A 13,705-nucleotide genomic window follows, 5' to 3' on the forward strand; every position below is an offset into this window, starting at 1 on the left:
GTGCACTCGGCAGCAGCCCGTGCACTCGTCGCCGTGTGCGCGCGGGGTCTCTCAGGAACGGATGCCGTGGACTCGCGTAAAATCAGGACAATGACCGACGTGCCCCTGCCCTCCGAAGAGCCCCTGGGCGCCGGCATCGACCCCGACGATCTCGCCACGACCCTGCGCGTGCTCTCCGAGCTGCACAAGATCGACAACGAGCACCCCGACTTCGTGGCCGTGCGCCACGCGACCGCCGCCATGTTCAAGGCCGTCAAGCGCGTGCGCCGCAAGGAGATCCGCGACGCGATCGCCGACGCCGACAAGGCCGTGGTCGCCCGCACCGCCACCGGTGCCCCCGACCGCATCGACGACGAGACCCGCGGCAACGATCTCGCGACGAGCGTCGTCGACGCCCCGATCGCGGGCGAGCTCATCAAGCCGCGCAACTGCTACATCTGCAAGCAGCCGTACACGCAGGTCGACGCGTTCTACCACCAGCTCTGCCCGGACTGCGCCCGCTTCAGCCACGGCAAGCGTAACGCCCGCACCGACCTCACCGGCAAGCGTGCGCTGCTCACGGGCGGCCGCGCCAAGATCGGCATGCACATCGCCCTGCGGCTGCTGCGCGACGGCGCGCACACGACCATCACCACGCGGTTCCCCCGTGATGCCGTGCGCCGGTTCTCTGCACTCCCCGACTCGGCGGACTGGCTGCACCGGCTGCGGGTGGTCGGTATCGACCTGCGTGACCCTGCCCAGGTGATCGGTCTCACCGACTCGGTCGCGGCGCAGGGGCCCCTCGACATCCTCATCAACAACGCGGCGCAGACCGTTCGCCGCTCGCCCGGTGCGTACTCACTGCTGGCGGATGCCGAGCTGCAGCCGCTGCCCGACGGACCGCTGCCCGAGATGGAGACCTTCGGCCACACCGCCGACCCGCACCCGCAGGCACTGCAGGCCTCGGTCGACGCGCACCCGCTGCTCTCGGTCGCCGCGCTCGGGGGCACGGTGGCCGAGCAGGGCGGCCAGGCGCTCACGGCCGAGGACCTCGCGCGGCTCGCGATGGCCCCCGGATCCTCCTCGCTCGAGAAGCACGCCGACGGCACCGCGATCGATGCCGGGGGACTCGTGCCCGACGTCAACCGCGTCAACAGCTGGGTGCAGTCGATCGATCAGGTCGACCCGCTCGAGATGCTCGAGGTGCAGCTCGCGAACACCACCGCACCGTTCCTGCTGATCAGCCGGCTGCGCGCGTCGATGGCGGCATCATCGGCGCACCGCAAGTACGTGGTGAACGTGTCGGCCATGGAGGGACAGTTCTCCCGCCGCTACAAGGGTCCAGGTCACCCGCACACCAATATGGCGAAGGCCGCGCTGAACATGCTCACGCGCACCAGCGCCGGCGAGATGCTCGAGAAGGACGGCATCCTGATGACCGCCGTCGACACCGGCTGGATCACCGATGAGCGCCCGCACTACACGAAGGTGCGCCTGGCCGAAGAGGGCTTCCACGCCCCGCTCGACCTCGTCGACGGTGCGGCCCGTGTGTACGACCCGATCGTGCGCGGCGAGGCCGGCGACGACATCCACGGCGTCTTCCTCAAGGACTACGAGCCCAGCCCCTGGTGACACCCGTGCGGGCTGCTCCCGACCGGGGTGCGGATGCACGACCGAGTCACGGATGCACGACCGAGTCGCCTGTTCCGGCGTGCATCCGTTCCAGAATCGTGCATCCGTACCGGGGTGAGACCCGTCAGATGAGCGGGCCGTGCCGGACGATGCCGCTCGGCACGCTGCCGCCGAACAGGGCGTCGAGTGTGACGAGCGAGAATCCGCGGTCGCGCAGACCGCTCACGACCCGGTCGAACACGCGTGCGGACCCGGCCTGGATGTCGTGCATGAGCATGATGGTCGACACCGCGGGGGCGTCGATCGCGTAGCGGGCGAGATCATCGTCGGCGGGCTTCTCCCAGTCGCGCGTGTCCACGCTCCACAGGATCGCCGGTTCGCCCGCGATCGCCACGACGTCTTCGTCGATGAAGCCACCCGGTGGTCGGAACGTGGCCACCGGCTGTCCGGACAGTTCCCGCAGCAGCGTGGCGGTGCGGCCGAGCTCGTCCGCGACCTGCTCTTCCGTCAGGTCGGTGAGGTAGGCATGGCTCCAGGTGTGATTGCCGATCTGGTGCCCCTCGGCCGCGACCCGACGGACGGTGTCCGGATGCGATCGGGCATTCTGGCCGAGCATGAAGAAGGTGGCCGCGGACTGCTCGTCGCGCAGCACGTCGAGGAACTGCGGGGTCAGGTCCGATGGTCCGTCGTCGAGCGTGAGCGCCATGCACGGAACCAGATCGCACGGTGTGGGCACGAAACCCGCGCCAGCGGACGGCGGGCCGGTGAAATCCCCCTCGGCCCGGATGAGCGCCTGTGCGAAGGGCGTGAGAGCGCGCAGCGCGACGGACGCGTGCAACGCGACGGACGGCGGATGCTCGCGCGAGCGTTCCCGCCATCCGGCCAGCCCGTCGAGCTCGCGCGCCGTCAGCGCGGCTGGCACCGGGATCACGACCTCGTCATCGGTCAGATGACTGCGCAGCAGGGCATCGCGGAAGATCGCGAGCTGCGCATCGGTGGGAGCGGCGACGGGCGACAGGCTGAGGCTGCCGGCGTCACGGCGCAGGGTGTCGATGTACGAGGGCCACAGGGCCCCCGCGTCGGTGAAGAGGTCCGCCTCGGTCACGACCTCATCGGTCGAGACATCGGTGTAGATGACCGTCGAAGTGTCGGAGGGCTCTGCGCTGCCCGCCGTGGAGACGATGCGCAGGCGTTCGCCGAGGAGTGATCCGCGGGCCAGCACGATCTCGCAGACGATCACGGTCCCCTCGCGGTCGCCGAGGAGGTCGGATGCCGATGCGGCAGTCGCTTCGGGGGTGCAGCCGCGCTCGCCGAGCCCGGCACCGCTCGGGTGCACCATCGGACGATAGGAGCGGCCGCTGATCTGACTCCGCGCCTGTACCGCTTCGCGCACCACCGCTTCGACCGCGGCGTTGAACGAGGGGGCCCCAGGGAGAGTGGCCCAGCGGGCGTCGATCCCGACGTCGTCGTTGCGCAGCCGCATGTCCGTCGTCGACGCCCGGCCGGGTTCCGAGGGCGCGGGAGCCTCGGTGATCATGCCGTCGACCGTCCACTGGCGCGGCTCCCACCCGGCGACCGGCTCCGGCGCGCACCCCGTGAGGAGGAGGGCGGCGCCGACGGTCGCGGCGAGCAGACGGGCGGATCGCGACCTGCCCGGCATCCTCATCGCCCGACCTCGATCGTGGTGAGGAGGTCGGCGAGCTCGGCGTCGTAGGCGGGCGACGGAGTGGAGACGAAGGTGAGGATGACCGGACCCTCGGTGATGGCGCCGACGACGGTGTCCTGGTCCCGGACTCGCGCGTGCAGGACCTCGCCGACCCCCGTGGCCCGTTCGGACAGGATCTCCTCGCTCGTGGGGCCGAGCGGACCGGGCGCGACCTGATCGAGGGCGGCCGAGGTGTCCGACCCCGAGAGGAGCGAGAACTCGACGGTCATCGCGCGGTCGGGGCTGCCGGCGACTCCCCGGGATTCGTCGCCGAAGGGCGTGCGCCATGACCATCCGCCTGGCAGCACGATCGAGGCCCGCCCCGTCTCGTTCTCCAGCACGATGGTGCGCTCCTGTGGAGAGACCGTCGCCGTGAGGCCGCGCACGATGACCGGGGCGACCAGCGCCGCGAGCAGCCCGAGCGCGACCAGCACGGTGATCACGACGATCGGAAGCAGGCGCCGCCGGTGCGGCCGCGGCCGCGGGAGCGTCGCCGCGTCGGCCGGGAGAGGGCCGGTCATGTCGTGCGGAGCCTTTCTGCGAGGAGGGTGCCGATCGGCCACGCAGACGCAGGCCCCCCGACCTACGGGGAGCCTACCTCGGGGTGTCGCGAGCAGCCCGATGACACGAGGAGCCTCGGGCAGACGGGGGCGTGCGGGAGGGCGGGCGTGCGGGAGGGCGCCGCCGATTGCAGGATGATCTGCTGGACGCAGGAGGATGTGGCGGCGATCCGTCCTGCAGGTCGCGGATCCTCCTGCAGGTGGCGTCGGCGGTGGCGGGCGGCGCCGCAGCGCAGGCAGCCGAGGGCTGGCGATCAGCAGAGGGGACTGACCTGTCAGGCGCGGGGTCGCGGCCGGGCGGCCCGCAGGATCACACCGAGGATCAGCAGCACGAGGGCGAGCACGCCGACGGTCACGGCGCCGGCGATGTCGAAGAACGACTGGATGGGGCCGACCGTGAATCGGCCGCCGTCGACAGGACCGTCGCACGTGAGCGCGGTGATGCCCTCGGAGCCGGTGACGAAGCTGCCCTGAGTATCCCAGGCCTCGGGCACCAGCAGGCCCTGCTGCATCATGTCGGGTCGGAGCTGAACTTCGCCACCGTCGGGCACTGTGCCGGTGCAGTCGATGGCGCCCCACTGGTTCGAGGGTGTGACGTAGATCGCATGGGTGCCGGCGGCCAGTTCGACCTCCATCGTCTCGCCGAACGGCGTCGGCGGTGCGAGGCGGAAACCGGGACTGAAGGCCAGGAAGGCAGCAGTGGCCAGCGCGAGGATGCCGAGCAGGAGCAGGACCGACCAGGCGCGGCGGGGTCGCAGCTCGCTCATCGAGTGCGCCGCTCGAGGTTCAGGGATGCCCAGGCGCCGAGCTGGTCGAGGATCGGCAGCAGTCCTTGCCCGCTCGCGGTGAGCGCATAGGAGACGGTCACGGGTGGGCCGGCGTCGACGGTACGGGCGACGAGTCCGGCCTGCGCCAGTTCTGCGAGCCGGTCCGACAGCACGGTGTCGCTGATGCCGGCCACCGCGCGGCGCAGGGCGACGAAGGTCGACGGTCCGCCGCCGAGCGACGACACGATCATGCCGTTCCAGCGCTTGCCGAGCACGCTGAATGCCAGTGTGACCGCGGCGTCGCACTGGTGGATCTCTGCCTCGGCTTCCGCCATGCCACCATCCTACCTGTGCTACGTTAACCGCTGTCGCTCATAAAAACATAGTGACTATGAAAACGAAAGGCAGCCTCATGTCCCTGTTCCGCCTGGATGCCAGCATCCTTCCCGCGTCGTCAGCCAGCCGCGCGCTCGCCGACCTCGTCGAAGCCGAGTGGTCGGCCTCCCACCCGGACTCCACGGTGACGCGACGCGATGTCGCAGCGGACCCTGTGCCTGCGACGGCGTGGACGGATGCCGTCACCTCCGGTTTCGTCGAGGCGGCGCAGCGCACCGAGGCGCAGAACCAGGCGCGCGCACTGGCGACGCAGTTCGCCGATGAGCTGATCGATGCCGACGCGCTGCTGTTCGCGGTGCCGCTGTACAACTACGGTGTCTCGCAGCACTTCAAGACCTGGTTCGACCTGGCCTACACCGACGAGCGCATCAGCCCGACCGGCACGGCACTGCAGGGCAAGCCCGCGACCCTGGTCACGGTGCTCGGCGGCAACTACGCCCCCGGTACCCCGAAGGAGGGCTGGGACCACTCGACCGGATGGCTGCGCCGCGTGCTGGAAGACGTCTGGGGTCTCGACCTGCGCGTGGTGCAGCGTCCGTTCACGCTGGTCGGCGTCAACCCTGCGCTCGATGCGTTCACCGACACGGCCCGTGAGCTCAAGGAGAACGCCGAGAGCGACGCCCGCACCTACGGCCGCGAGCTCGCCGCCCTCCGGGGAGACCAGGTCGCCTGACGCATCCGCCGCGGGACGGATGCACGACCGGGGAACGGATGCACGACCACATCGTCTGCACCGTCGTGCATGCGTTCCCGCGGCGTGCATCCGTACCGGAGCGCGGGCCGACGCACGCGCCGGAGCGCGGATGCGGATGCTGAAGGAAGAAGGGAGAGTCGTCAGGGCATCGGATACGGACGCGGCAGCCACACCGTCGCGATCAGCCCACCCTCGGCGCGGGGAGTGAGCACGAGCGTGCCGTCGTGCGCCTCGGTGATGCGCTGGGCGATCGCGAGGCCGAGGCCGACGCCGACGTGATCCTCGCTGCGGGTGCGCTCGGCGCCGCGCTGGAAAGGCTCGACGAGCGTCGCCACCCGGTGCGCCGTGATCGGCTCTCCCGTGTTCTCGATCACGAGCGCGACGGCGTGCGGCAGGGCGTGTGTGCGCACCGCGACCCGTCCGCCGAACGACAGGTTGTGCACGAGTGCGTTGTGCACGAGGTTCATGGCGAGCTGCTGCAGCAGCGCGGACGACCCGCGCACCATCGCCGGGTCGCCGCCGACCTCGATCGTGATGCCTCGGCGGTCGGCGAGCGGCAGCAGCTGTTCCACCGCCTCTTCCGCGAGCAGCGAGAGGTCGAGGAGCTCGCGGGTGAAGGCCCGCCGGTCCGCGCGGCTGAGCAGCAGCAGGGCCTCGGTCAGGTCGATGGCGCGGGTGTTGACCTCCTGCAGACGCGCGATCAGCGCATCGACGTCGCGGTCGGGATCGGTGCGGGCGACCTCGAGCAGTGTCTGCGAGATGGCCAGGGGGGTGCGCAGCTCGTGGGAAGCGTTCGCGGCGAACCGCTGCTGCTCGGCCACATGAGCCTCGAGCCGGTCGAGCATGGAGTCGAACACGTCGGCGAGGTCGCGGAACTCGTCACGCGGCCCCTCCAGCGCCACGCGGTGCGACAGCGACCCCTGAGCGGCGAGCTGCGCGGCGTGGCTGATGCGGTCGAGCGGCGCGAGCATGCGTCCGGCCAGCAGCCATCCGCTGGCGAGCCCGAACACCAGCAGCACGATCATCACGACGATGGCGACCGGGAGGAACGCCCGGATCAGGTCGGAGCGGTTCGGCACGAAGAACTCCGTGACGGGGATCTGCACATCCGGCACGTACCGCAGCAGGTAGGCGGCCACAGCCGCGAGGAGCAGCCCTCCCGACACCACCACGATGCCCGCATAGCTGAGGGTGAGCTTGAGCCGGGCGCTCATGCCGCGACGCCTACGCATCGGCATCCGTCCCGATCCGGTACCCGACACCCGGCACGGTGAGGATGAGCCAGGGTTCGCCGAGACGCTTGCGCAGCGACGACACCGTGATGCGCACCGCGTTCGTGAACGGGTCGGCGTTCTCATCCCAGGCCCGCTCCAGCAGCTGCTCCGCGCTCACCACCCCGCCGTCGGCATCGATCAGCACCTCCAGTACCGCGAACTGCTTGCGGGTCAGTGCGACGTAGCGTCCGTCGCGGAACACCTCGCGCCGGAACGGGTCAAGCCGCAGGCCCGCGACCTCGAGCACGGGCGGACGCACGCGCTGACGGCGCCGATCCAGCGCGCGCAGTCGCAGCACGAGCTCCCGCAGTTCGAAGGGTTTGGTGAGGTAGTCGTCGGCGCCGAGCTCGAAGCCGGACGCCTTGTCATCGAGGCGGTCGGCGGCCGTGAGCATCAGGATCGGGATGCCGCTGCCGGATGCCACGATCCATCGTGCGATCTCGTCGCCGTTCGGGCCGGGGATGTCGCGGTCGAGCACGGCGAGGTCGTAGGAGTTGATGCTCAGCAGCTCGAGCGCGGTGTCGCCGTCGCCGGCGATGTCGGCGGCGATCGCCTCCAGCCGCAACCCGTCACGGACGGCCTCGGCGAGGTAGGGCTCGTCCTCGACGATCAGCACACGCATGGCTGAGATCCTACGCACCGCCGCATATCGGGAGCATATGAAGAACCGCATACGCCCCGACAACAGCGCGTTGTCTTGGCTGGACGCATGAACAGCACCACCGTCTCTCTCCCACCCCGTGTGCGGCGACGTCGCCGGATCGCCCTCGCGGTCGTCGGCGTCATCGCCGCGGTCATCGTCGCGTTCGCCGTGCAGCAGTCCCTCGCGGCGGCATCCGCTGCGGCACCTCCCGGGCAGTCCACCGCGACCGGGGAAGAGATGCCGAGCGGGGAGATCAACGGTTCCGTCGTCGCGCCGAGCGAGGTCGACGGCGTGATCCGCGACGGCGACCAGCCGACCGTGTTCGACGTGGACAGGGTCGCGGTCTCGAAGCTCGACCCGGAACTGCTCGCAGCACTGCAGCGCGCCGCGACGGACGCTGCCGACGCCGGGGTGACCTTCCTCGTCAACAGCGGATGGCGCTCGCCCGTGCTGCAGGACCGGATGCTGCAGGACGCGATCGCACACTACGGCTCCGAGGCCGAGGCCGCGCGCTGGGTCGCCTCGTCGGCCACCTCGGCGCACGTGTCGGGCGATGCGGTCGACATCGGCCCGCTGCCCACCCTGGACTGGCTCGCTCAGCACGGCGCCGGCTACGGCCTGTGCCAGATCTACGCCAACGAATCGTGGCACTACGAGCTGCGCCCCGACGCGGTCTCGCAGGGGTGCCCGCAGATGTACAACGATCCCACCGAAGACCCGAGGATGCAGCGATGACCGCCGTGCTCACGCCCGAGCGGACCCTCCTGTCCGCCCTGTCGGCGCCGACTCTGCAGACGATTCCCGATGCGGTCGCCGCGAACGTGCGGCAGGTGCGCGCCGCGACCGTGTCGATCGTCATGGCGGTCGTGAAGGCCGACGGCTACGGCCACGGAGCGCTCGCCGTCGCGCGGGCCGCTGTCGATGCCGGCGCTGACTGGCTGGGGGTGACCGATGTGGCAGAGGCCGTGGCGCTGCGCGAGGCAGGGCTCACGGTGCCGATCCTGTCGTGGTTGAACCCCGCCGGTGCGGATGCCCTCCTCGCCGCCGACCAGCGCATCGACATCGCGGTGGGCTCGGTCGAGGAGCTGCGCCAACTGGTGGCGGACGCCGAGAACCCGGTGCGCGTGCACCTGCATCTCGACACAGGCATGGCACGCGGCGGGTGCGCGGTCGAGGACTGGGCAGAGCTGCTGCGCATCGCGCGACGAGGTGTCACGAGCGGGCGTATCGAGGTCGTGGGGGTGATGGGGCATCTGCCGCGGGCCGACGAGGCCGATCCTGCCGCGAACGCCGCCGCCGTGCTGCGGATGCGCCAGGGGCGGGACGCCGTGCTCCGGGCCGGCTTCGGTCCGCTCCTGGTGCACCTCGCCGCGACGGCCGGCGCGTTGACCGATCCTCGCACGCACTTCGGGATGGTGCGCATCGGCGCTGGCCTTGTCGGGATCGATCCGTCCGAGACGGTGGCTCTGGCCGGGGCCTCGCGGTTCACGGCATCCGTCGTGCACAGTGCACGGGTGCCGGCAGGCACCGCCGTCGGGTACGGGGGGACCCGCGTCATGCCGAGGGCGACGCACCTCAGCGTGGTCGGCGTTGGCTATGCCGACGGCATCCCCCGGCAGTTGAGTGCGGAGGCGGGCGTGGAGATCGGAGGGAGGCGGCATCCGATCGTGGGAAGGGTCTCGATGGATCAGATCGTGATCGACACGGGGGAGGTGTCGTTCCCGCGGGGTACCGCGGTGACGCTGTTCGGACCGGAGGGTGGCGCCGTGCCGTCGGTGCAGGACTGGGCGCGGTGGGCGGAGACCATCCCGCACACGATCGTGACAGGAATCGGCCCCCGCGTGCAGAGGAGCATCGCATGACGACGAACGTGCTGGTCATCGGTGGCGGACAGAACGCCGAGCATGACGTGTCGCTGGCATCGGCGGCTGCGGTGACAGCCGCCCTGCGGATGGGCGATCATGCGGTCACCACCGTGACGATCGATCGTGAGGGCATCTGGCGGGCGGACGGCATCCCGACCGGTGTCTCTGCCGCAGAGTCGCTGGCTCTCGCCGTGCCGCTGCTGGGCCGCGCCGATGTCGTATTCCCTGCGGTGCATGGAGCGCTCGGTGAGGATGGCGCCCTGGCGGCCGTCTGCGCGCTCGCGGGGGCGCGGGTGGTCGGATCCGAGCTGCGCGCGGGAGCGATCGGCATGGACAAGTGGGCGACCAAGCTGGTGGCCGATGCCGTGGGTCTGCGCACGGCTCGCGGACGGCTGGTCGCCGCGGTCGACATCGGCGATGTCGAGTTCGACGGGCCGGTGGTCGTGAAGCCGGTGTCGGCGGGGTCCAGCTACGGGGTGGGGCTGGTCACGGAGGAGGATCAGCTGCTCGGCGCGCTGCGGGAGGCGGCGCGGTTCGACACACGGATCCTGGTGGAGGAGGTCGTGCGGGGGCGGGAGATCGATGTGGCGGTGCTGCGGGAGGCCGGCGGTGTGCGCTGGGCGGCGCCGCCGCTCGAGATCCATGCGACGGGGCTGTTCGACACCGCCACGAAGTACGACGGGAGCGCGCGCTTCGAGGTGCCGGCAGCCCTCGACGCGGCCGAGACCGCGGCGTTGAAGCGGGCGGCCATCGCCGTGTTCGACGCGCTCGGCTGCGCGGGTGTGGCCCGGATGGACTTCTTCCTCACCGACGAGGGGCCGGTGCTGAACGAGGTCAACACGATGCCGGGCCTGACCGCGGCCTCGCAGGTGCCCCGCATGTTCGCCGCCGCGGGCGTCAGCTACGTCGACCTGGTGGCGAGGATGGTGCGGGCCGCTGTGGCCGGATGATTGCGGAGGGAGGACGGGCCCTCGACATTCGTGCAGGGAAAGCGGATGCTGGACGCATGACAGCGTTCACTGCGGAAGGCGCGTTCAGCGGGTTCAGCGTCGATGACATCGATGCGGCGGAGGCGTTCTACGGCTCCACTCTCGGGCTCGACGTTCAGCGCAATGCCATGGGGTTCCTCGATCTGCGCCTGCCGAACGGCGGATCGATCCTCATCTACGCGAAGCCGAATCACGAGCCGGCGAGCTTCACGATCCTGAACTTCCCGGTCTCCGACATCGACGCGGCCGTCGACGAGCTCATCGGCCGTGGAGTCGCGACCAAGATCTACAGCGACGCCGAGTTCCCGTCCGACGACCACGGCATCGTCCGCGGCGACGGGCGGGGACCGGACATCGCGTGGTTCCGCGATCCGGCGGGCAACGTGCTGGCCGTGCTGCAGGCCTGATCCTGCGCGGAGGGCTCCTCGAACAGCACCACGCAGACGCCGCTCGGGGTGCCGGTGATCCGGTAGCTCGCCGTGACGTCGTCGCTGGTGAGGCTGAGGAGCAGGCCGGGCGGGGTGCGGCGGGGCACTTCCACGGCACCGCCGTCGAACGGCCCACCCTGGATCATCAGTCGCACCGCAGCCATGTCGCGCTCAGAGCCGATCGACCGCGGTGACCGTGACCACCGCGGCGCCTTCCGCATCGGAGGCGGCGAGATCGATCGTCGCGGAGATGCCCCAGTCGTGGTCTCCGGCGGGGTCGTCGAGGATCTGACGGACCGTCCACGTCTCGGCGCCCTCGGTGAGCAGCAGCAGCTTCGAGCTGCGGGCATCCGCGCCCGTGAGGATCTCGTCGTGGTCGGCGAAGTAGCCGTCGAGTGCGTCCGACCAGGCATCCGCACCGAACGCAGGGTCGAGCTCGGCGAGGGCATCCACGTTCTCGCGTGCGGCGAGCTGCACGCGGCGGAACAGCTCGTTGCGCACCAGGATGCGAAACGCGCGCACGTTGCTCGTGAGGCGCTTCGGTGCAGGCGGCACGATCGGCTCGTCGCCGCCGTGCGCCGGGATGACGCCGCTGACCAGCTCTTCCCACTCGTCGAGCAGGCTCGAGTCGACCTGGCGCACCAGCTCTCCCAGCCACTCGATCAGGTCACGGAGGTCTTCGTCCTTCAGCTCCTCGGGGATCGTCTGCGAGGCCGCGCGATAGGCATCGGAGAGGTACCGAAGCACCACCCCTTCGGAGCGGGCGATCTTGTAGTACGCGACATATTCCCCGAACGACATGGCGCGTTCGTACATGTCGCGCACCACCGACTTCGGATGCAGCTCGAAGTCGCGGATCCACGGCTGCGCGGCGCTGAAGGTCTCGAACGCGGCGCTCAGCAGCTCGTCCAGCGGCCTCGGGTAGGTGACCTGCTCGACCAGCTCCATGCGTTCGTCGTACTCGATGCCCTCGGCCTTCATCGCGCCGATCGCCTCGCCGCGGGCGAGGAACTCCTGCTGCCCGAGGATGGCCCGAGGGTCGTCGAGGGTCGACTCGACGATCGAGATCATGTCGAGCTGATACTGCTGGGTACCCGAACCCGTCTGGGTCGCTGAGCCTGTCTGGGTCGCTGAGCCCATCTGGGTCGCTGAGCCTGTCGAAGCGTCCGGATCCAGCAGCTCGAACGCGGCGAGGGCGAACGGCGACAGCGGCTGATTGAGGGCGAAGTTCGGCTGCAGGTCGACCGTGAGCCGGATCTCGCCGTCGGCCGTGCGCTCGACGATCCCCGATTCGCGCAGCGTGCGGTAGATGCCGAGGGCTCGGATCGCGAGCTCGCGCTGACGCTTCCGCGGCTCGTGGTTGTCGTATACCAGTGCGCGCATATTGCCGAACACGTCGCCCCCGCGGCCGATCACGTTGAGCATCATGGCGCTCGTGATCTGCATGTGCGAGGTCAGGGTCTCGGGCACCGCATCGATGAGCTTCCGGAACGACGGCTCGCCCCACGACACGAAACCGTCCGGCGCCTTCTTCCGGACGATCTTCTTCTTCTTCTTGGGATCGTCGCCGGCCTTCTTGACGGCGGCGACGTTCTCGGTCTCATGCTCGGGGGCTTGGGCGACCACGGTGCCGGCGGTGTCGTAGCCGGCCCGGCCTGCACGTCCGGCGATCTGGTGGAACTCACGGGCGTTGAGCTGCCGCATGCGGGTGCCGTCGAACTTCGTGAGCGCGGTGAGCAGCACGGTGCGGATGGGCACGTTGATGCCGACGCCGAGCGTGTCGGTGCCGCAGATCACGCGCAGCAGTCCGCGCTGGGCGAGCTGTTCCACCAGCCGCCGGTACTTCGGCAGCATCCCCGCGTGATGCACGCCGATGCCCGCGCGCAGGAAGCGCGAGAGCGTCTTGCCGAACGCGGTGGTGAAGCGGAACCCGCCGATCAGCTCGGCGATCTGGTCGCGCTGCTCTCGGGTGGCGACCTTGGTGCTCGACAGGGCCTGCGCCCGCTCCATCGCGGCGGCCTGCGAGAAGTGCACGATGTAGATCGGCGCCTGTCCGGTGCTCAGCAGGTCATCGATGGTCTCGTGGATCGGCGTCTGCTCGTAGAAGAAGTGCAGTGGCACCGGGCGCTCGACGCCGGTCACCGAGGCGGTCTCCCTGCCCGTGCGGCGTGAGAGGTCCGCAGCGAGCTCGGTCACGTCTCCGAGCGTCGCCGACATCAGGATGAACTGCGCCTGCGGCAGCTCCAGCAGCGGCACCTGCCACGCCCACCCGCGGTCGGGGTCGGCGTAGAAGTGGAACTCGTCCATCACGACCTGGCCCACCGGCAGGTCCGTGCCCTGGCGCAGCGCGAGGTTCGCGAGGATCTCGGCCGTGCAGCAGATGATCGGCGCATCCGCGTTGACCGAGGAGTCGCCGGTGATCATGCCGACGTTCTCGGCACCGAAGACGTCGACGAGAGCGAAGAACTTCTCGCTCACCAGCGCCTTGATCGGTGCGGTGTAGTAGCTGCGGGCGCCGGCATTCAGTGCGGAGAAGTGTGCGGCGATCGCGACGAGCGACTTGCCGGTCCCTGTCGGGGTCGACAGGATCAGGTTCTTGCCCGAGACGATCTCGATGACCGCCTCGTCCTGCGCGGGATACAGGCTGATCCCGGTGGACTCCGCCCACTCGACGAACGCCAGATAGACGGTGTCCGCATCGGCTCCGGCGGGAGGGGCGGCGTCGAGGAGGGAAGGCATGGTCCTCCGATCATCCCACCCCGGCCTGGATGAA

Annotated in this window: 13 protein-coding genes; 6 read left to right on the forward strand and 7 right to left on the reverse strand. The window is 70.1% G+C overall.

What is annotated here, in order from left to right; genetic code table 11:
• Positions 1-90: 90 nt before the first annotated feature.
• Complete coding sequence (locus MRBLWO12_RS17235; RefSeq protein WP_363557684.1) at positions 91-1,611, forward strand: SDR family NAD(P)-dependent oxidoreductase; 1,521 nt, start codon at positions 91-93, stop codon at positions 1,609-1,611.
• Positions 1,612-1,735: 124 nt separating this feature from the next.
• Here the strand turns inward: MRBLWO12_RS17235 and MRBLWO12_RS17240 are convergent, their stop codons facing one another.
• The 4 genes from MRBLWO12_RS17240 to MRBLWO12_RS17255 all read right to left on the reverse strand — a co-directional run bounded on the left by MRBLWO12_RS17240 (position 1,736) and on the right by MRBLWO12_RS17255 (position 4,978).
• Positions 1,736-3,277 (reverse strand): polysaccharide deacetylase family protein, encoded by a 1,542-nt coding sequence (locus tag MRBLWO12_RS17240; RefSeq protein WP_363557686.1) that lies wholly within the window; start codon positions 3,275-3,277, stop codon positions 1,736-1,738.
• Positions 3,274-3,837 (reverse strand): hypothetical protein, encoded by a 564-nt coding sequence (locus tag MRBLWO12_RS17245; protein WP_363557688.1) that lies wholly within the window; start codon positions 3,835-3,837, stop codon positions 3,274-3,276. The genes MRBLWO12_RS17240 and MRBLWO12_RS17245 overlap by 4 nt, the downstream gene beginning before the upstream one ends.
• Positions 3,838-4,151: 314 nt before the next feature.
• On the reverse strand, positions 4,152-4,643 hold the full coding sequence (locus MRBLWO12_RS17250; protein ID WP_363557690.1) for a hypothetical protein: 492 nt from the start codon (positions 4,641-4,643) through the stop codon (positions 4,152-4,154).
• Entirely contained in the window at positions 4,640-4,978 is a 339-nt protein-coding gene (locus tag MRBLWO12_RS17255; protein WP_363557692.1) for a winged helix-turn-helix transcriptional regulator, read from the reverse strand. The genes MRBLWO12_RS17250 and MRBLWO12_RS17255 overlap by 4 nt, the downstream gene beginning before the upstream one ends.
• 77 nt (positions 4,979-5,055) lie before the next feature.
• Between MRBLWO12_RS17255 and MRBLWO12_RS17260 the strand changes: the two genes are divergently transcribed.
• Positions 5,056-5,712 carry an FMN-dependent NADH-azoreductase gene (locus tag MRBLWO12_RS17260; RefSeq protein ID WP_363557694.1) on the forward strand — a complete coding sequence of 219 codons (657 nt, stop codon included), beginning with the start codon at positions 5,056-5,058 and terminating at the stop codon, positions 5,710-5,712.
• A gap of 161 nt (positions 5,713-5,873) precedes the next feature.
• Here MRBLWO12_RS17260 and MRBLWO12_RS17265 read toward each other — a convergent pair whose 3' ends face one another.
• Positions 5,874-6,947: a sensor histidine kinase gene (locus MRBLWO12_RS17265; protein ID WP_363557696.1), complete on the reverse strand. Its 1,074-nt coding sequence runs from the start codon at positions 6,945-6,947 to the stop codon at positions 5,874-5,876.
• Positions 6,948-6,957: 10 nt separating this feature from the next.
• Complete coding sequence (locus MRBLWO12_RS17270; RefSeq protein ID WP_363557698.1) at positions 6,958-7,629, reverse strand: response regulator transcription factor; 672 nt, start codon at positions 7,627-7,629, stop codon at positions 6,958-6,960.
• 87 nt (positions 7,630-7,716) lie between these two features.
• Here MRBLWO12_RS17270 and MRBLWO12_RS17275 point away from each other — a divergent pair, with 87 nt between their 5' ends.
• The 4 genes from MRBLWO12_RS17275 to MRBLWO12_RS17290 are packed head-to-tail and all read left to right on the forward strand — an operon-like array spanning position 7,717 to position 10,911.
• Complete coding sequence (locus tag MRBLWO12_RS17275) at positions 7,717-8,385, forward strand: M15 family metallopeptidase (RefSeq protein WP_363557700.1); 669 nt, start codon at positions 7,717-7,719, stop codon at positions 8,383-8,385.
• Positions 8,382-9,512, forward strand: a complete 1,131-nt coding sequence (gene alr / locus MRBLWO12_RS17280) for an alanine racemase (protein ID WP_363557702.1) — start codon at positions 8,382-8,384, stop codon at positions 9,510-9,512. The genes MRBLWO12_RS17275 and alr overlap by 4 nt, the downstream gene beginning before the upstream one ends.
• Complete coding sequence (locus tag MRBLWO12_RS17285) at positions 9,509-10,465, forward strand: D-alanine--D-alanine ligase family protein (RefSeq protein ID WP_363557704.1); 957 nt, start codon at positions 9,509-9,511, stop codon at positions 10,463-10,465. Before alr ends, MRBLWO12_RS17285 begins: the two co-directional genes overlap by 4 nt.
• 56 nt (positions 10,466-10,521) lie before the next feature.
• Entirely contained in the window at positions 10,522-10,911 is a 390-nt protein-coding gene (locus MRBLWO12_RS17290) for a VOC family protein (RefSeq protein WP_363557706.1), read from the forward strand.
• 192 nt (positions 10,912-11,103) lie between these two features.
• On the opposite strand, the gene MRBLWO12_RS17295 is transcribed toward MRBLWO12_RS17290, so the two are convergent.
• A complete protein-coding gene (locus MRBLWO12_RS17295) occupies positions 11,104-13,671 on the reverse strand; it encodes a DEAD/DEAH box helicase (protein ID WP_363557708.1) in 2,568 nt (855 codons plus the stop codon).
• Between the last annotated feature and the right edge of the window lie 34 nt (positions 13,672-13,705).

The organism is Microbacterium sp. LWO12-1.2 (assembly GCF_040675875.1).
In the GTDB taxonomy this organism is placed as follows: domain Bacteria; phylum Actinomycetota; class Actinomycetes; order Actinomycetales; family Microbacteriaceae; genus Microbacterium.